This is a genomic window from Burkholderia sp. LMU1-1-1.1 (genome assembly GCF_040675865.1).
Taxonomy (GTDB): domain Bacteria; phylum Pseudomonadota; class Gammaproteobacteria; order Burkholderiales; family Burkholderiaceae_D; genus Rugamonas.
This window is the reverse complement of the sequence record NZ_JBEGHG010000001.1, coordinates 19,498-37,353: the sequence shown is the minus strand read 5'-3', so window position 1 is coordinate 37,353 and position 17,856 is coordinate 19,498. Positions and strand designations below refer to the sequence as shown.

The window sequence follows — 17,856 nt, the reverse complement described above, 5'->3', positions numbered from 1 at the left end:
TCTCATTCTTTAGGTTGCGTCAGCAGTCGCACGGGGCCTAGCATGCCGGACGGTGTCGGAACGATCAGATGCGTATCCTGCGGCACGAAGCGCTGTCCGTAGCGTGCCGAAAGCAGCCGATAATCCGGACGTTCCTGGCCCGCGAGCGCGTTGAGCGACAGGTTGGCGACCTTGACCTCGATCTTGTTGGCACCCGCGCGCAGCTGGCTGGTGACGTCCAGCTCATATGGCGGGTGCCATACCGAGCCGGCACGCCGGCCGTTGACGAAGACCTCGGCGGCCTCGCGGACCGGGCTCTCCATCATCGCGCGCATGCCGGCGGGGACCTTGGGCGTGGTGTCCAACGGCGTGCCTTTGCCGAAATCCAGACGAATGGTCGCACCGCTCAATTGCGACGCGCTGAGTTCCACATCCTTGCTGTAGACGGCGATGCCGGAGAAAAAACGCCTGGCTGGGTCGTCGGTCCACGAGCGCAGTTGCGGCATCGATTGCGCTTTCTCACCCGGGAATCGTACTTGCCAGTCGCTGCTCAGGTCCGCGAGGACAGTCGATGATTTGGGGCTGGCGACCCGGCCGGCGGCGTCACCATCGCTCAGAACCAGAATCCGGGACTCGTATGGCGCCAGAACCAGTTCCAGCAACGGCGTCACCTTGGCCGCGCTGGTCGTGCCGTCGTGCGGATTCCACCACGATGCGGATTTCCGAGTAGCCCGCAGCTTTGCGGTTGTACGAACTTCGCGGTTGCTGGTGTTGGCGATGAAGTAGATATCGCCATCCGCCAGTTTGCGGCGGATAAAACCGACATCGGCCGACTGCGACGCCAGCTTCAGGTCCGGCGTCAGTGCCTTGCCGAGCGCCGGGCCGACCGCCGCGTCGTCCGCCACCAGCGTCACGCCAGCCTTGCCTTGCAAGGCCCTGGCGGCCGCCACAACCTGCGACGTTATACGACGCGCATCGGCGTAGCCCGGCGCCATCGACGGCAACGCGCCGACGGCGATGATCTTGCCGCCGCCACGTACGTAGTCCGCCAGTTTGGCCATCACTTGCGGCGACAGGCGCGTCACATGCGGCATCACCAGCACCGGATGGCCGACGCCCAGCGCCAGTATCGATTCGGCGTCCACATAGTCCAGATTGTGGCCGGCATCGAGGATCTGCTCCGTCAATTCCGGGGTAACGTGTTTGTGCATTTCCGCCGACAGCGAGACTTTACCCGGCGTCATCGACGCGTACACGTCGTCGTTCGGCAGCAGGACGGCGACGTCGTTGGCTGGCCGCCCCTGGCGCAGCAGATGGCTGGTGCGGCTCAGGTACGCCGTCACGTCGGGCATGACGTTCCACCAGGGCTGGTGATCGTTGAAGACGGCGGCGGCGTAGAACGCGTAGCCAGGCTCCGGCGATCCGGGCGGCGTGTAAGGCCAGCCATGGCCGACGAACAGGTTCACGCCCTGCAGCAGCATGCGGTCGGCTTCCGCTTTCATATCCAGCGGTGTGGCGCTGAAGGCCGGCGAATGCAGCCAGGTCCAGGTTTCGGCCGAGATCACCGGCTTGTTGTACAAGTGCCCCGCCGATGTCGCCAGGCGGGTAAAGGAAAAGCTGCGGAACTGCGGCCCTTCGCCTTCCGGCAACGACACCAGCCGGTTGCTGGACATGGAGACCGCCGGCTCGCCGTAGGTCTGGGAGCGGAACTGCGTGTTGTGGGCCTTCGCCCAGTCGTTGACCGGTGTCAGATAGTGCTCGTTGACCAGTTCCGTTTGCGTTAGCACCCAGTCGCGGCGCAGCGCGCCCGCATCCGGCCCGGCGCCGCTGTAGATCCCCGGGAGGTGCGGTCTGAGGTCATATCCACGCCGGCGCTGGAACTCCTCAAGAAAATCGTCGGTCCAGTCGGTGCCGTAGACTTCCAGACTGTCCGAGAACACCGCGTACGGCGGTTGATCGCCAAACGCCTTGAGCAGCGGCTCGGCGACGGTGTTCAAATGGTGGTCGATGGCTTTGCGGCTCAGATGGTCCAGCACAAAGCCTTCGGCGCCCAGCGCGGCGCGCTTGACCTGCTGGCCCGTGCGGCTGGCGATGTAGAACACCATCACGCGCGCATCGGCCACGGGGGCCACCACAGCGCGTCCAGGACCGGCGGTTGCGGGCAGCTCCGTCAGCTTCAACGCGGCGGCGTCATACTGACCGGCGTTGCCCGTGCCGATGAAGGCCGCCAGCAGTTTTTCTCCGCTCATAATGGCCGGCAGCGTGACGCTGGCCGCGCCGGGCGCCACTTCCGCGACGGCGACGCGCAAACGTCCCGCCGACTCCGTGACCGGAACATTCGGACCGCCATACGGCCAGCCGCTGGCCAACGTCATATCGACGCGCATGCCTTCGGCCCTCGCCTTGCGGTTGACGAAACCGACCGAATCGAGGAATTCGGCCGACAAATATGGAACGTTGCGTATGCCGCGCGCCGGATCGTCCAGCTCCATCGGATAGACCGGCTGGATCTCGACGCCGCCGAAGCCACCGGCCTTCATCGCCAGCAGTTCCCGCTCGAGTTGCGACTGGACCACGGCCGGGCCGAACCACCACCAGCGCACCAAGGGACGGGCGTCCGCCGGCGGATTTGCCAGGTGGGCGGCGACATCGGCGAGCCGGTCGGACAGCACCGGTCCCGGGGAGTCCCCATGCGCGGCGGCGACGCCGGCACACAGCAACGCCAGCGCGGCAGCGGCGGATACCGCCCTTGCGGCGGGCGTCGCCGGGCGGTGCCGATGGCGCGGCCCCTTGATTATCGGGGCCACCGCTTAGACGATTCCGCTGCTGCTGGCACCCGCCTTGGCCGGCCGGCGCTCCGCCGCCTGGCTGCGATAACCGCTGGAGCGGTAGAACGCCACCGGATCGATCGCGCCTCCGGAACGCAGGCGCGCCATCGCAAGAATCGCGCTGACATCGGTGCGGTAAGCGTGCTTGAGCGTTTGCGCCGACTGCAGCGCGTCGTTGGCTTCCTGGTACTGACGCAGGGCCACGCGGTCCACCAGGTTCGCCTGGACAAAAGCGCGCTGTACCTCGACCGCGCTGTTCATCAGGCTTTCGATCGGATCGGTGACATTGTGCGACTGGTCCAGCATGTAGGCGGGAGCGAACGAAGCGCCTTCGCGTTCGGCCGCATCGGCCAGCTCATTGAAGACCAGGAACAGCTGGAACGGATTGATGCTGCCGGAGTCCAGATCGTCGTCGCCGTATTTGCTGTCGTTGAAGTGGAAGCCCCCCAGCTTGCCGAACTGCGCCAGCCGGGCGACGATCATCTCGATGTTGGTGTTCGGCGCGTGGTGTCCCAGGTCGACCAGGCATTTCGCCTTCTCGCCCAGGGTCTGCGCGCAGGCGAAGCTGGTGCCCCAGTCGGCGATGGTGGTGGCGTAGAACGCCGGCTCGAACAGCTTATGTTCGATGAACATGTTCCAGTCGTCGGGCAGCGCGGCGTAGATGCCGCGCGCGCTGTCCAGATAACGTTCCAGCGCGCCGCGCAGATTGTGCTGGCCCGGAAAGTTGGCGCCATCGCCCACCCACACCGTCAACGCCTTCGATCCAAGCGCCCGGCCCAACTCGATACATTCGATATTGTGCTCGACCGCCTGGGCGCGCGTGGCGGCGCTGTGCGCCGTCATGCTACCGTATTTGTAGCTGTGCTCCTGCCCCACCTGGTCCTGGAAGGTGTTGGAGTTGACGGCGTCGAAGTACAGGCCATGGCTCTCGGCCTGCTGGCGCAGCGCCGCCGGGTCCGAGGTTTTATCCCATGGGAAGTGCAGCGACACGCCGGGAGTCGCGCAGGTCAATTGGTGGATGACGGCGCAGTCCTCGAGTTTCTCGAGCACGTTGCGCGGCTCGCCCTTGCCCGGAAAACGGGCGAAGCGCGTGCCGCCGGTGCCGACTCCCCAGCTTGGCAAGGCCACGGCGAACTTCTGCGCCTGCGCGGTCAGTTTTTCGATATCCTGCCCACGGCGGGCCAGCATGCCGCCCAGCGCCGCGTAGTCCTCGTCCAGGTTGGCGCGCAGCTTGGCGTTGTGTTCGGCCACGCGGCCGCTGTCGATGATGGTGCTCATAAGGTCTCCTTCGTTATTTTTATAGTGTGTGGCTTAGCGCGTGAACGCGCCAGCGTTGCCGGCATCGACGTTCAGGATGTTACCAGTGCTCTTGCCGGCTTTGTCGCTCGCCAGGAAGTACACCGCCTCGGCGATATCCTCTGGCAGAACGCTCAGTTTGAGCATGCTGCGGTCACGGTAGAACTTCTCGACGTCGTCGGCCTCGATTTTATTCGACTGGGCGCGCTCCTGCTTCCACTTTCCGTCCCAGATGCGCGAGCCCCGGATGACCGCGTCCGGATTGACGACGTTGACGCGGATGCCGTGCGGCGCGCCTTCCAGCGCGATGCAGCGCGCCAGATGGATTTCCGCCGCCTTGGCGGTGCAGTAGGCCGACGCGCCGGCCGACGCTACCAGGCCGTTTTTGCTGGCGACGAACACCATGCTGCCGCCCAGTCCCTGCTGCTTCATGATGCGGAAGGCGGCGCGGCTGGCCAGGAAGTAGCCGGTGACCAGGATGTCCTGGTTGCGCTGCCAGATTTCCAGCGTGGTGTCCTCCAGCGGCGCCGACGAAGCGATGCCGGCGTTGGAAATCAGCAGGTCGACGCCGCCGAAACGCAGCGCTGCCGCCTGCAGCACGCTTTCCACCGCTTCCTCGCTGGTGATGTTGGCGACGATGCTGCCGACGCTATCCTTGCCGGCCGACTTCACCAGATCGGTGTGCGCCTGCGACAGCGCTTCCGGATCGATATCGGTCAACATCACGCACGCGCCCTCCTGCAACAGCTGCCTGGCGACCGCCTGGCCGATGCCGCCGGCGCCGCCGGTGACCAGCGCGATGCGGCCGGCCAGGCTTTTCGGCTTCGGCATGCGCTGCAGCTTCGCTTCCTCCAGCAGCCAGTATTCGATGTCGAAGGCCTCCTGTTCCGGCAGGCCGACGTAGGTGTCGACGCCGTTCGCGCCGCGCATGACGTTGATCGCGTTGACGTAGAACTCGCCGGCGATGCGCGCGGTGGCCTTGTCCTTGGCGAACGACAGCATGCCGACGCCTGGAATCAGGTAGATGATCGGATTGGCGTCGCGCACGGCCGGGCTGTTATCGTGCTTGCAGCGCTCGTAGTAGGCCACGTAGCCGGCGCGGTATTCCTCCAGCGCCTGATCGAGGCCGGCGACCAGCTTGTCGAAGTCCGGCTTGAGCGGATCGAAGTCGATCACGAACGGACGGATTTTAGTGCGCAGGAAGTGGTCGGGGCACGAGGTGCCCAGCGCGGCCAGCGGTTGCAGGTCGCGGCTGCAGACGAATTCCAGCACGGCGGCGCTGTCGTCGAAGTGACCGAGCTTGTATTCGTCGCGGCTGATTTTACCGCGCAGCAGCGGCATCAGCTTGGCCGCCAGGGCGCTGCGCTGCTCGGCCGGCAGCGGCTCGATCGCCTGGCCGCCGAACGACGGCTGCTTGGAATTCGCGGCCAACCATTCCTCCGCGCGCTTGATGATCGCCAGCGTCGTCTCGTAGCAGGACTTGGCGGTGTCGCCCCAAGTGAACAGCCCGTGGCCTTCGAGGATGATGCCTTTCAGGTTGGGCTGCGCCTTCGATACCTGTTCCAGCTTCAGGCCAAGGTCGTAGCCTGGACGCTGCCATGGCAGCCATCCCAGTTCGCCCTCGAAGATTTTTTGCGTCAGCGCCTGGCTGCCGGCGCAGGCGGCGATGGCGATCACCGCGTCCGGGTGCATGTGGTCGACGTGCTTGCGGGCGATGTAGGCGTGCAGCGGCGTGTCGATGCTGGCCGCGCGCGGATTCAGGTTGAACGTGCAATGCGGCAGATAGGCCACCATCTCGTCTTCCAGCGCCAGGCCGCGATAGCGCCCCTTCAAGGCGTTGAGCTTATCCATGTACAGCGTCGAGAAGCCGTCAAGCTTGATGCTGCCAAGATCGCCGCCGGAGCCCTTCACCCACAGCACCTCCACCTGTTCGCCGCTAAGCGGATCGGCCATCTTCACCTTGGCCGACGTATTGCCACCGCCGAAATTGGTGATGCGCAGGTCCGAACCGAGCAGGTTCGAACGGTATAGCAACAGCTCCGGCTCGCTCATGGCTGCCGCAGCTTCGTCGTCCCACAGAGAAGTGATCGGGGCTTGCTGCTGGGTTACTTTCATTTACTGATCTCCGTTGTTTGGTTTCGTCTTGCGTTTCTACTGATCCCTTGCCGCTTTTGGCAACTGTAACCAGTAGAAATCAGCGGCGCATGGGTGTCAATGCGCAAGCGCTCAAGTTGATGACCAAGTAGGAAATAATCATATCGATGATCGAAACTTGATTGGATCGCGAAATCGATATCGAAACAATCAAATATTTGATCGACTAATGATTGACGGACGATTTTGAAATGTTTAGTCTTAGTAATTAATAAAGTCACACACCGGATCGGTCCCCCAGCAAACTGTGGCAGCGACGGTAGTAGTGGCGAATAAAAGGAGACAGGAATGGTAAATCACAAGCGCCGTAAACGTTTGCTGAAGTTGCTCGCCGAACATAATACGGCCAGCGTGCCGCAATTGGTCGACTGGCTCAGCGCCTCCCCCGCCACGGTCCGCCGCGACATCAGCTGGCTCGCCGCCCGCAGTCTGCTCACCCGCACCCGGGGCGGCGCCGCGAACCTGGAGCAGAAAAAACGCAGCTTCACCCTCACCAGCGAGACCTTCCAGCACAATATCCAGTGCTACGCCGAGCGCAAACGCGCGATCGCGCGCCACGCCGCCGGCATGTGCAGCGAAGGCGAAACGATCATCATCAACGGCGGCACCACCACCTTCATGATGGCCGAATTCCTGGTCGACCAGCACCTCAAGATCCTCACCAATTCCTTCCTGATGGCCGAGCGCCTGCTGGTATCGAGCGAGAACGAGATCATTGTCCCCGGCGGCAAAGTCTATCGCGAGCAGAATGTCATCCTCAGTCCCTTCGACAACGACATCACCCAGCACCACTACGCGGCCAAGATGTTCATGAGCGTCTACGGCCTGTCGCTGCTTGGCCTGATGGAGGCCGACCCGCTGCTGATCCAGGCCGAGAAGCGCCTGATCTCGCAGGCGGAGGAACTGATCGTATTGGTCGACAGCTCCAAGTTCGCCAAGAAGGCGGGCCTGATCCTGTGCGGCTTGAACCGCGTGTCGACCGTCATCACCGATACCTACGCCTCCGATTCTGCGGTGCAGCTGCTCGAACAATCCGGCGTGCGCGTGGTCACCGTGGAGCCGGAAGCCATCCCCGCCCAGCACAATGCCAGCCAGTTCAATCCACCGTTCGACTACCAGTCGGCCGCGATGTACCAATCGGAGGTATCGCATTGAAGCGCAGGAAGATCGTATTGGCGGCCGTTGCCGCCGGCCTGCTGACGGCCATCGCCGGATGCGGCGAGAAGAAAAGTGAGAACATGCGCATCGCCATGGTCGTCAAAAGCCTTGGCAACGGCTTCTTCGACGCCGCCCACACCGGCGCCAAGGACGCGGCCAAGGAACTGAAAAATGTGGAGATCATCTACACCGGGCCGACAACGCCGAGCGCCGAAGGCCAGATCGAAATCATCAACTCGTTGATCAGCCAGAAGGTCGACGCCATCGTCATCTCGGCCAACGATCCGAACGCGCTGGTGCCGATCACCAAAAAGGCCATGGCGCGCGGAATCAAGGTGATCTCGTTCGACAGCGGCCTGGCGCCCGAAGGCCGCTTGATGCAGCTGAATCCCTCCAGCCCGGACCTGATCGGATTGAAGCAGATCCAGATGGCGTCCGACGCCATCGGCGGCAAGGGCGAGATCGCGATCCTGTCGGCGTCGGCGCAGGCGACCAATCAGAATCTCTGGATCGGCGTGATGAAGAAGACGCTGGAGAAGCCGGAGTTCAGCAAGATGAAGCTGGTCGCCACCGTCTACGGTGACGACCAGTCGGACAAAAGCTACCGCGAGGCGCTCGGCCTGTTGCGCAGCAATCCAAACCTGAAGGCGATCATCGCCCCGACGACCGTCGGCATCAACGCAGCCAGCAAGGCGGTGGTCGACGAGAACCTGGTCGGCAAAGTGTACGTCACCGGCCTGGGGCTACCGTCCGAGATGGCCGGCCACGTCAAGAGCGGCGCGGTACGCGAGTTCGCGATCTGGAATCCGATCGATCTCGGTTATGCGGCCACGTATGCCGCCTACGACTTCGTCAAGGGCCAGCCCACCGCCAAGCCGGGTGGCAGCGTCTCGGCCGGCCGCATGGGCAGCATCGCATTGGACGCCAACGGTGAGGGTGCGATGGCGCCGCCATTCACCTACGACAAAGGGAACGTCGACAAGTTCTCCAAGATCTTCTGAGCTGGAGTCCTATGAATATGAATACAACCCCGGTCCTGCAATTGACCGGGATCTGCAAGCGCTTTGCCGGCATCGTCGCGTTGAACAACGTGGCGCTGTCGGTGCGCGCGGGTGAAGTCATGGCCCTGATCGGAGAAAACGGCGCAGGTAAGTCGACATTGGTCAAAACCCTGACCGGTATTTACCGGCCGGACGAAGGCATGATCGAATTGGCCGGCCAACCGATCAAGTTCGCCAACGCGCAGGATGCGATGCGCGCCGGCGTCACGGCCGTGCACCAGGAAACCGTGATGTTCGACGAGCTGACCGTGGCGGAGAATATCTACGTCGGCCGCCAGCCATGCAAGGGCGCCTCCGGCCGCATCGACTGGAGCAAAATCGAGGCCGAGGCCGAGAAGCTGTTCGCGCGCCTCGAGGTGAACCTGCCGGTGCGCGCCCGCGTCAAGGACCTGAGCGTGGCCCAGCGCCACTTCGTCGAAATCGCCCGCGCGCTGTCGCAGGATGCGCGGGTGGTGATCCTGGACGAGCCGACGGCGTCGCTGTCGCAGCGCGAGATCCACGAGCTGTATCGCATCATCGGCCAGTTGCGCGCGGCCGGCACGGCGATCATTTTCATCACGCACAAATTCGACGAGATCTTCGCCGTGGCCGACCGCTACACGGTGCTGCGCGACGGTCAGTTCATCGCCGAGGGCGCGATCGCCGACGTCACCGAAGCGGAGCTGGTGGCGCTGATGGTGGGCCGCACCGTCAAGCAAGCCTACCCGAAGGCGGATGTCACGCCCGGCGAGGTGCTGCTTGAGGTGAAAAACTTGTGCCACCCCACCGAGTTCGACGACGTCAGCTTCTCGCTGCGGCGCGGCGAGATCCTAGGCTTCTATGGGCTTGTCGGCGCCGGCCGCTCGGAGGTCATGCACGCGATCTTCGGATTGAGCACCGCCGTGCGCGGAACGGTCAGGCTCGATGGCAAGGAGATTTGCGTATCCTGCGCGTCGGACGCCATCAAGCACGGCATCGCCTATGTGCCGGAGGACCGCCAGCACCAGGGCGCGCATTTGTCGCTGCCCATCATGCAGAACATCACCCTGCCCATCCTGTCCAGGGTCGGCTTCTTCCTGCGCGGACGGCGGGCGCAGGAAACCGCGATCGCGCGCCACTACGCCGAGCAGCTGGAATTGAAGGCGGCGCACTTGACGCAAAACGTCGCCGAGCTCTCCGGCGGCAACCAGCAGAAGGTCGTGCTGGGCAAATGGCTGGCGACCAATCCCAAAGTGATCATCCTGGACGAACCCACCAAGGGCATCGACATCGGTTCCAAGGCCGCAGTTCACCGTTTTATCGGTGAGCTGGTAAGCAAGGGACTGTCGGTGATCCTGGTCTCGTCCGAACTGCCCGAGGTCATGGGGCTGGCGGACCGCATCGTGATCATGCACCAGGGCCGCATCGAACATACTTATAACCGGGCGGACGCCACGCCGGAAAACATCGTCGCCGCCGCCTCCGGCTGCGCGCTGCCTGCGGAGGAATGTGTATGAAGGCGCTGCTGAAAATGCGGGAAGTTCAGCTAGCGCTGTGCACCGTCGCGCTGATTATCCTGGTCGGAACGCGCGCGCCGGTGTTCGTCACCGGTTCGAGCCTGGCCAATCTGCTCACCGACAGCACCTTGCTGATCATGCTGGCGCTGACGCAGATGCTGGTCATCGTCACGCGCGGCGTCGATCTGTCGGTCGCCTCCAGCCTGGCGCTGGCGGGCATGATGTCGGCCTTGCTGGCATCCCGTTTTCCGGAACTGCCGCTGCCGCTGGTGATGCTGGCGGCGGTGGCGATCGGCCTGCTGCTTGGTTTGATCAACGGTTACCTGATCGGCTATCTGGACCTGGCGCCCATCGTCGTCACCCTGGGCACCATGAGCGTCTATCGCGGCCTGGTGTTCGTGCTGTCCGGCGGCGCCTGGGTGTCGTCGCACCAGATGCCGGCCGACTTCATCGCCTTCCCGCTGGCGCGCCTGTTCGGCGTCACGCATCTGGTGTGGATCGCCGCGCTGACGGTGCTGGCGGCTTGGTATGTCGCAAAGCACAGCCGCTTCGGCCGCGACCTGTACGCCATCGGCAACGAACCGTTTTCGGCACGCTACGTCGGCATTCCGATCGCCAGCCGTTTGATGTGGACTTACGGCCTGTCCGGCGCCATGGCCGGCTTGTGCGGCTACCTGTGGGTGGCGCGTTACGCGGTCGCCTACACCGAGATCGCCTACGGCTTTGAATTCACCGTCATCGCGGCCTGCGTCATCGGCGGCATCAGCATCGCCGGCGGCAGCGGCAGCGTGGCCGGCGCGGTGCTGGGCGGCTTGTTCCTCGCCGTGATCGGCAACGCGCTGCCGGTGGTGAAGGTATCGCCTTTCTGGCAAAGCGCGCTGACCGGCGTCGTGATCCTGACTGCGGTGCTGATCAATGCCCGTGGCGGCCGACCTATCGGCCGGCAGATCCTGCCGCTGCACCTGAATAAATCCAACGCAACCGGGAGCGCTGCGTGACTACGAGTACCGTGATGTCCAATTCCGCCGACGCGCCTGAAAAGGCAAGTTCTTCCCGCTACATCATCGCGGACCGTCCGGGCTTCCGCCTGGGCGCCCTGCTGGGCCGCTGGGAAAGCCTGCTTGCGCTGCTGCTGGTGGCGGCCTTCGCCGCCAACGCCATCATGCTGCCGCACTTCCTTGACCTGTACAACCTGGCCGACGGCACCTTCAACTTCAGCGAAAAGGCGCTGATCGCGCTGCCGATGGCGTTGCTGATCATCTGCCGCGAGATCGACATCTCCGTGTCCGGCATCCTCGCGCTGTCGTCGGTGGCGATCGGCCTGGCCCACGCCAACGGCGTGGCGCCGGAGCTGCTGCTGCCGGTCGCGCTGGCCGCCGGCACGGCCTGCGGCTGGCTCAATGGCATCATGGTCACGCGCTTCCGCCTGCCGTCGATCGTCGTCACCATCGGCACCGTCTCGCTGTTCCGCGGGCTGGCCAGCGTGGTGCTGGGCGATAAGGCGTTCACCGGCTATCCGCAACTGATGGCCGATTGGGGCCAGGGCTACTTCTTCGGCTTCATCCCGCGCGAATTCGTCATCCTGCTGGCCTTCGCCGGGCTCTTCGCGTTCGTGCTGCATGCGACGACCTGGGGCCGCCGCATCTACGCCATCGGGAACAACCCGGTCGCCGCGCGCTTCTCGGGCATCGCCGTCGACCGCTATCGGCTGGTGCTGTTCATGTTGACCGGCGCGATGGCCGGACTGGCGGCCTACCTGCTGACGGGACGTATCGGCAGCACGCGGCCGAACATCGCCATGGGCTGGGAGCTGGAGGTGATCACGATGGTGATCCTGGGCGGCGTCAGCATCGCCGGCGGCGCCGGCACCATCGGCGGCGTGGTGCTGGCCGTGCTGACCCTGGGCACCGTCACCTACGGACTGTCGCTGGCCAATATCCCGGGCATTTACATGACCATCGTCGTCGGTATTCTGCTGCTGGCGACCATCGCCTTGCCACGTCTGCTGCGCGGCCGAAGGACCGCCAAATGAGCTTGCCGATCGAAGCCACCATCGTCCTCGACATCGGCAAAACCAACGTCAAATTGGTGCTGATCGATGCCGACGGCGCGGTCCTGGCGGAGCGCCGCAGTCCGAATACGATATTGAACTGCACTCCGTATCCGCACCACGACACGGACCGGATCTGGAACTGGACGCTGGACGGCATGCAGCAATTCACGGCGTTGGCGCATGTCGGCGCCATTGTCAGCGTCACGCACGGCGCCACGGCGGCGCTGGTCGATGACGAGGGGCTGGTGCTGCCGGTGCTAGACTACGAGTTCGAGATGCCCGCCGGGCAGGGAATGCACTACGCCGACGAGCGGCCGCCCTATTCCGCCACCTACTCGCCTCAACTGCCGGCCGGTCTGAATCTGGGGCGGCAGCTCGCCTGGCAGGCGCAGGCCTTCCCCGAGGAGTTCCGTCGCGCGCGCCATATCCTCATGTATCCGCAGTATTGGGCATGGCGTTTGAGCGGCGTGGCGGCCAGCGAGGTTACGTCGCTGGGCTGTCACACGGATCTGTGGCAGCCGGCCCGCCAGCAGTATTCCTCGCTGGTCGATCGCATGGGGTGGACCGGATTGTTCCCACCGTTGCAGCCGGCGTGGGCGCCGCTTGGTTTTTTGAAGGCAGAACTGGCGCGGCAAACGGGCTTGTCCCCGGAATGCAGGGTTTTGTGCGGCATCCATGACAGCAACGCATCGCTGCTGCGGCATTTCGCGCGTGCCGATGGTGGCGAAGGCGAGACGCCGGCGGTCCTGTCCACCGGAACCTGGGTGATCGCCGCCGCGCCGGGCAAGCCGCTGGAAGGTTTGCGCGAAGCGGCCGATATGCTCGCCAATAGCAACGCGATGGGCCAGGCCGTGGCGTGCATGCGCTTCATGGGTGGGCGCGAGTTCGGCGAATTGGCGGGGGCGGAGCTGGAGGTCTGCGGCGTCGAGGATTTGCGCTTGCTGATCGAGCGGCAGACGATGGCGTTGCCTTGCTACTCGCAGGCTGGGGGGCCGTTTGCCGGGCGGGCCGGGACGATTGTGGGGATGACGCCGCAGGACAACAGGCAGCGTTACGCGCTCGCCACGCTGTATTGTGTTTTGATGAGCGACTACTGTCTGGAGCAGTTGGGTGTGGACGGTGCGGTGGTGGTCGAAGGCAGCTATACGGGCAATCCGTGGTTCGCGCCTTTGCTGGCGGCGTTGCGTCCGGATCAGCAAATCAACAGCACGGACGATACCAGCGGCACCACGTGCGGTGGCTGGATGCTGCACCACTGGGGCAGCGCGCCGGCGCTGCGCAGCACGACGGCGGCGCCGCTGCGGATCGATGGCTGGGATCAGTATAGACAGCGCTGGCTGTCCCTCGTGGAGACACGTAGGGCGGATTAGCGTAGCGTAATCGGCCATGCATGCGCCGTTGGCGGCGCATATATGGCCGATTACGGCGTTCCGCCTAATCCGCCCTACGTGTCTCCGTTGTCAATCGCGCTTGTCAGCTACCGGTTGACCAAAATTCGGTGTCCCATCCGCATTCCAATGCAGCACCTGCGCGCGCGTGTGCCGGTTCTGGTCCTTCAACGGATCGCCAACGATGTCACGGTAATTGCGTGCGTGGTAAACCAATATATCCGTCTTGCCATCCGGCGTGGTGGTGAACCAGTTGTGCCCCGGCCCGTACTGGCCATTCGCCTCGCTGCTGACAAACACCGGCTTCGGCGATTTGGTCCAGGTGCCGGGCGTCAGCAAGTCCCCTCCCACCGGCGCCGTCAACAGGCCAAGCGCATAGTTCGCATCCGTCGCGCTGGCCGAATAGCTGACAAACACCCGGCCGTTCTTCACCAGCGCCGCCGGCGCCTCGTTGACCGCGTGCTTGACCTTCTCCCAGTCATACTCCGGCTTCGTCAGCATCACCGCCGGGCCCTTGATCGATGACGGAGTATCCATCCGGGCGATGTAGATGTTGGTGGCGTGCGTGGTCGATTCCGGCGCGACCTGGGTCCACAACAAGTACCGTTTTCCGTCCAGCGTGAACGTGGTGGCGTCCAGCGAGAACGATTCCCAGCCCGTCTTGAGCTGCCCCAGCTCCTTCCATTCCCCTTCCAGCGGATTGGGGGAGCTGTTTTCCAGCACATAGAGGCGTATCTCCCAGATCTTGTCCGAGGCGCCGGCCGTGAAATAGATATACCATTTGCCGTCGATGTAGTGCATCTCCGGCGCCCATATGTGCGCACCCATGATGCCGCTGGCGTGCTTACGCCATACCACCTTGGCCTCGGCCGCTCCCAGGTCGTTGAGCGAGCGCGCGCGCCGCAACTCGATGCGGTCGTACTCCGGCACCGTGGCGGTGAAGTAGTAATAGCCGTCGCTGTGCAGCGAGACCTGCGGGTCGGCGCGCTGTTTGACCAGCGGGTTGTTAAATACCGGTTCCGCCGCCGATGCGGCGAGCGCAAACGAAAAAACAGCGGCCATGCAGGCCGCCGTTTTCAGTCCGCGCGCAATAAACGTTTGCGCCATGGATGCCCTTGATTTTTAATCGCTCAGTTTTTGATCGACACGCTGACGAAGTAACGACGGCCGGACCATGCCACTTCGTTCACGCGGAACGGATCGCCGCCGTCGGTGGTCTGTGCCTGGTCCGTCAAGTTCTTGCCTTCGATGGAGAACGTGACGTTGTCATTGTAGCGATATTGGAACTTCGCGTCGAGGAAACCGGTCTTCTGCTGGAAGGTCGGATTGCCCGCCACATCGTTGTTACCCGTGTAAAAACGATCGCGGAAGTTGTAGGCGAGGCGTGCGTTGATCTTGCCCAAGTCGTACCACAGCGCGGCGTTATAGCTGTTTTTCGACAGCCCGGCGTACGGCAGTACCGTGCCGTCCAGCGGATTGATTCGTTCGGTGCCGGCCGCGTACTTGTACGTCATGCGGGTGTAGTTGACGTCCCCACCGAAGCCGCCCAGCCATCCAGGCAGGAAGGTGAACGCGGTGCGCGCCGTCACCTCGACACCTTTGGTGGTGGCGCCCTCGCCGTTGATCGCCTGCGTGACGTCGAACCGCTGGCCGTCGTTGAACAAGTCGACGCCCCTGACGATTTGCTTTTCCAGGATATAGCTGTCGATCTTCTTTTTGAACAGGCCGACACTGACCTGGCTGTCGGCGCTCGGATAGTATTCGAAGCTCAGGTCCGTGTTCGTCGCGCGGAACGGCTTCAGATTCGGGTTGCCGGCCGTGCAATCGTCGTCGCCCTCGCCGCCGAACGCGGGATTGCCGCTGCCGGCGATGCAGCGAGCGTTAGGCGCGAGCAGGTCGACGCGCGGCCGCGACATCACCTTGGCCAGCCCGAACCGCACCATGAACTTGTCCGGAACCACCCAGCCCATGACGTTCAGGCTAGGCAGGTAGTCGTGGTAGCTGTTGTCCAGCGAGATGATATTGGTGCCATACAGGTAATCGGAATAGCCTGCCGACGAACCCGGATTCGCCACGCGGATGCCGTAGGACTGCGAACCAGTGGATTTGTCACGCGTGCCGGTATAGCGCACGCCCAGATTGCCCCAGATCTGGTGTTCGTACAGCTCGGTGTCAAAATCGACCCGCACATACGCGGACCTGATGCGCTCTTCGACCCGGTAGGCGGGGATCTGTGGATGCATGTTGCCGTCGGTGCCGATGCCGTTGTAGATGGCGTCGAAGTTGAACTTGGACGTGTCGAAGTACGGCGCCGCCGCGCTGTAGACCGGCGTCATCCAACCACTCGGGATGTTTCCGACCTTGTCGTAGCCGCCGAAGAAGGTGCCAGGCGAGCGGCCGCGCACTGCGTCGACCAGCTGCGCCATCTGCGCGGCGTTAACATAGCGGCTAGACCATCCGGGGTCGGCGATGTTGAACTTGTCCGGCCCGCGTATCACGCCGCTGGTGTTGTTCGGGTCGTAGGTCACGGTCTGGTTGATGTTGGCGCCGCCGACGATCAGGTCGTCCGCCGTACCTGCCAGATCGGCGCCGTTGTCGAGCACATAGGAGGTGCCGTTGTAGCGCTGCGCGGACGATTTGCGCGCCTGTACGCCGAACCAGAGCTTGCTGAAGAAAGGCGTCGACAGGCGGTACTTGAAATCGAGCTTGGCCTGGTCTTCATCGTTCTTGGTTTCGTAGGGACGGTATTGCAGCTGGGCGCTGACGTAGGAACGGCTGTCCTCCGGCGAGTAGCCGGCCGGGAAGTCGAAGTGCGGCAGGCCCTGGGCGTCGAGGGAGACCTTCAGGCCCGGCGCGTTTTGCGACAGCACGATGCTGTTGGTCTCGTTGTGGTAGTTCGACCGCGAAGTGCCGGCGAGGCCCTCGATCTCCAGCGGCCCTTTTTTGTAGGTGAAGCCGGAGGTGACGTAGCGCGAATCGATTTTCAGGTCGAAATCGCGCGCCTGGGTGCTGAACGCGCCCTGCCCGGCGATGCCGTTCAAATAGGTGCAGCTGCCGACCGTGTACTCGGTCACGTAGTGATTAGCGACGGTCATGCCGGCCGGCGTGGAAGCGGTCGGCGCGGCGGTGCAGGTGGCGCCGGAAGGAACACCGGCGGCGTTGTAGGTCGGCGCGCGGCCGGCGTTGGCCAGCCGGGTGACGGCGCTGAAATCAGTGCCGTAGTTGCGGTCGTTGAGGCGCTGGTCCTGCTTGTTGGCCTGATAGCTGACGTACGCTTTCAGGTCGTTGCTGAATTTGTACTGGGCGGTCAACTCGGCCGACGAACGTTTGTGGTCGCGGGTCCAGATGCCGTAGCGCGGCGTGCCCGGCGAGTAGTCGTACCACTGCTGGCTGCAGGCGGTGCGCTGCGCGGCCGACAGGTTGGCGGCGCCGCAGCCGGAAACGTCCGAGATGCCGGCCACCGTCGGATCCAGCGAGGTGACGGTTTTCTCCGGCGAGAAGTCCCAGTCGCGCAGGAAGCGCCAACTGGTGTTGCGGGTGTAGTCGTTACGGGTGCGGACGTCGTCATACACCACGTTGGCCATCAGCCCGAGGCGGCCGTCGAGGAACTGGTCGGCGATCAGCAGGCTGGCGCGCGGCTGCACGCCGCCACGGCTGGACGACTGCTCGCCGGACACCGTGCTGGCGATGGTGAATTTTTTGAAGTCGAGCGGCTTGCGGGTGGTGATCACCACCGTGCCGCCGACGCCGCCCTCGGTCAGGTCGGGCGTGCTGCCCTTGAACACGTCGATCGAGGATATCAGCTCGGAGGCCAGCTCGCGCAGTTCGGCGCCACGGCCGGCGTTGCCGTTGGTGCCCAGCACCGACATGCCGTTGATCTCCACGCGGTTCAAATCCGGCTCGACGCCGCGAATCGAGATTTGCGAGCCTTCGCCGAAATCGCGCGTCAACTGCACGCCGGTGATACGCGACAGCGCCTCGCCGACGTTTTTATCCGGGAACTGGTTGATATCCTCGGCCACCAGCGAGTCGGAGACGGTGGAGTTGCGGATCTTGCGGTCGATCGCCGACGCCACCGATTTTCGGGTGCCCACGACGGTGACGACGGCTGGCGCCATGTCGTCCGGCGCGCGCGGCACCGCCGCCGGCTGGGAGGTGGGCGCGGCGGCCTCGGTGGATTGCGCCATCGCGGCATTACTGGCCAGGATGGAGGCGACCGCCGACGCCACGGCGGCTACGATGACACGCTGGGTGATGCGGCTATCCGCCAACTTCGAATGCTTACCTGCCGTGTTCATTACTGTGTTCACTTTTGTCTCCCGTCTTCTCGGCCATGTGTACGGCCGGTGTTTTATGATCAGCTTGTGAGCGCATTCTAGTAGTCGCTTGCGCATAAAAATCATCGCCCGCTCAAAGAATCACAATGATGATCACCAACCGCTCTTCCTTTAGAATCTGGCAGTG

Annotated in this window: 11 protein-coding genes; 6 read left to right on the top strand and 5 right to left on the bottom strand. The window is 63.8% G+C overall.

Features of this window, described 5'->3' with window-relative positions; translation table 11 throughout:
* Window positions 1-2: 2 nt before the first annotated feature.
* Genes MRBLMU1_RS00140 through MRBLMU1_RS00130 form a run of 3 tightly spaced genes read right to left on the bottom strand, consistent with a single transcriptional unit; the run spans window position 3 to window position 6,218 of the window.
* On the bottom strand, window positions 3-2,786 hold the full coding sequence (locus tag MRBLMU1_RS00140; protein ID WP_363495204.1) for a glycosyl hydrolase: 2,784 nt from the start codon (window positions 2,784-2,786) through the stop codon (window positions 3-5).
* A gap of 3 nt (window positions 2,787-2,789) precedes the next feature.
* Entirely contained in the window at window positions 2,790-4,085 is a 1,296-nt protein-coding gene (gene rhaI / locus MRBLMU1_RS00135; protein ID WP_363495201.1) for an L-rhamnose catabolism isomerase, read from the bottom strand.
* Window positions 4,086-4,118: 33 nt separating this feature from the next.
* Window positions 4,119-6,218 carry a bifunctional rhamnulose-1-phosphate aldolase/short-chain dehydrogenase gene (locus MRBLMU1_RS00130; protein ID WP_363495198.1) on the bottom strand — a complete coding sequence of 700 codons (2,100 nt, stop codon included), beginning with the start codon at window positions 6,216-6,218 and terminating at the stop codon, window positions 4,119-4,121.
* Window positions 6,219-6,545: 327 nt separating this feature from the next.
* On the opposite strand from MRBLMU1_RS00130, the gene MRBLMU1_RS00125 reads away from it, so the two are divergent.
* Genes MRBLMU1_RS00125 through MRBLMU1_RS00100 form a run of 6 tightly spaced genes read left to right on the top strand, consistent with a single transcriptional unit; the run spans window position 6,546 to window position 13,374 of the window.
* The gene (locus tag MRBLMU1_RS00125) at window positions 6,546-7,412 is read left to right on the top strand and encodes a DeoR/GlpR family DNA-binding transcription regulator (RefSeq protein WP_363495195.1); all 867 of its coding nucleotides are present in this window, start codon (window positions 6,546-6,548) and stop codon (window positions 7,410-7,412) included.
* Window positions 7,403-8,416 carry a rhamnose ABC transporter substrate-binding protein gene (gene rhaS / locus MRBLMU1_RS00120; RefSeq protein ID WP_414646018.1) on the top strand — a complete coding sequence of 338 codons (1,014 nt, stop codon included), beginning with the start codon at window positions 7,403-7,405 and terminating at the stop codon, window positions 8,414-8,416. Before MRBLMU1_RS00125 ends, rhaS begins: the two co-directional genes overlap by 10 nt.
* An 11-nt stretch (window positions 8,417-8,427) precedes the next feature.
* Complete coding sequence (locus MRBLMU1_RS00115) at window positions 8,428-9,951, top strand: sugar ABC transporter ATP-binding protein (protein WP_363495189.1); 1,524 nt, start codon at window positions 8,428-8,430, stop codon at window positions 9,949-9,951.
* Window positions 9,948-10,949: an ABC transporter permease gene (locus MRBLMU1_RS00110; protein WP_363495187.1), complete on the top strand. Its 1,002-nt coding sequence runs from the start codon at window positions 9,948-9,950 to the stop codon at window positions 10,947-10,949. The genes MRBLMU1_RS00115 and MRBLMU1_RS00110 overlap by 4 nt, the downstream gene beginning before the upstream one ends.
* Window positions 10,950-10,963: 14 nt before the next feature.
* On the top strand, window positions 10,964-11,983 hold the full coding sequence (locus MRBLMU1_RS00105; RefSeq protein WP_363496417.1) for an ABC transporter permease: 1,020 nt from the start codon (window positions 10,964-10,966) through the stop codon (window positions 11,981-11,983).
* Window positions 11,980-13,374: an FGGY-family carbohydrate kinase gene (locus MRBLMU1_RS00100; RefSeq protein ID WP_363495184.1), complete on the top strand. Its 1,395-nt coding sequence runs from the start codon at window positions 11,980-11,982 to the stop codon at window positions 13,372-13,374. The genes MRBLMU1_RS00105 and MRBLMU1_RS00100 overlap by 4 nt, the downstream gene beginning before the upstream one ends.
* A 90-nt stretch (window positions 13,375-13,464) precedes the next feature.
* On the opposite strand, the gene MRBLMU1_RS00095 is transcribed toward MRBLMU1_RS00100, so the two are convergent.
* Together MRBLMU1_RS00095 and MRBLMU1_RS00090 are read right to left on the bottom strand one after the other, a co-directional pair.
* A complete protein-coding gene (locus tag MRBLMU1_RS00095) occupies window positions 13,465-14,454 on the bottom strand; it encodes a glycoside hydrolase family 43 protein (protein WP_363495181.1) in 990 nt (329 codons plus the stop codon).
* A gap of 68 nt (window positions 14,455-14,522) precedes the next feature.
* Window positions 14,523-17,702, bottom strand: a complete 3,180-nt coding sequence (locus MRBLMU1_RS00090) for a TonB-dependent receptor (protein ID WP_363495178.1) — start codon at window positions 17,700-17,702, stop codon at window positions 14,523-14,525.
* Between the last annotated feature and the right edge of the window lie 154 nt (window positions 17,703-17,856).

What these genes read in the sequence shown, in the direction of transcription:
- MRBLMU1_RS00125 (WP_363495195.1), top strand. Translation starts at nt 6,546, where the DNA reads ATGGTAAATCACAAGCGCCGTAAACGTTTGCTGAAGTTGCTCGCCGAA.
- rhaI (WP_363495201.1), bottom strand. Translation starts at nt 4,085, where the DNA reads ATGAGCACCATCATCGACAGCGGCCGCGTGGCCGAACACAACGCCAAG.
- MRBLMU1_RS00095 (WP_363495181.1), bottom strand. Translation starts at nt 14,454, where the DNA reads ATGGCCGCTGTTTTTTCGTTTGCGCTCGCCGCATCGGCGGCGGAACCG.
- MRBLMU1_RS00100 (WP_363495184.1), top strand. Translation starts at nt 11,980, where the DNA reads ATGAGCTTGCCGATCGAAGCCACCATCGTCCTCGACATCGGCAAAACC.
- MRBLMU1_RS00115 (WP_363495189.1), top strand. Translation starts at nt 8,428, where the DNA reads ATGAATATGAATACAACCCCGGTCCTGCAATTGACCGGGATCTGCAAG.
- MRBLMU1_RS00110 (WP_363495187.1), top strand. Translation starts at nt 9,948, where the DNA reads ATGAAGGCGCTGCTGAAAATGCGGGAAGTTCAGCTAGCGCTGTGCACC.
- MRBLMU1_RS00130 (WP_363495198.1), bottom strand. Translation starts at nt 6,218, where the DNA reads ATGAAAGTAACCCAGCAGCAAGCCCCGATCACTTCTCTGTGGGACGAC.
- MRBLMU1_RS00105 (WP_363496417.1), top strand. Translation starts at nt 10,964, where the DNA reads ATGTCCAATTCCGCCGACGCGCCTGAAAAGGCAAGTTCTTCCCGCTAC.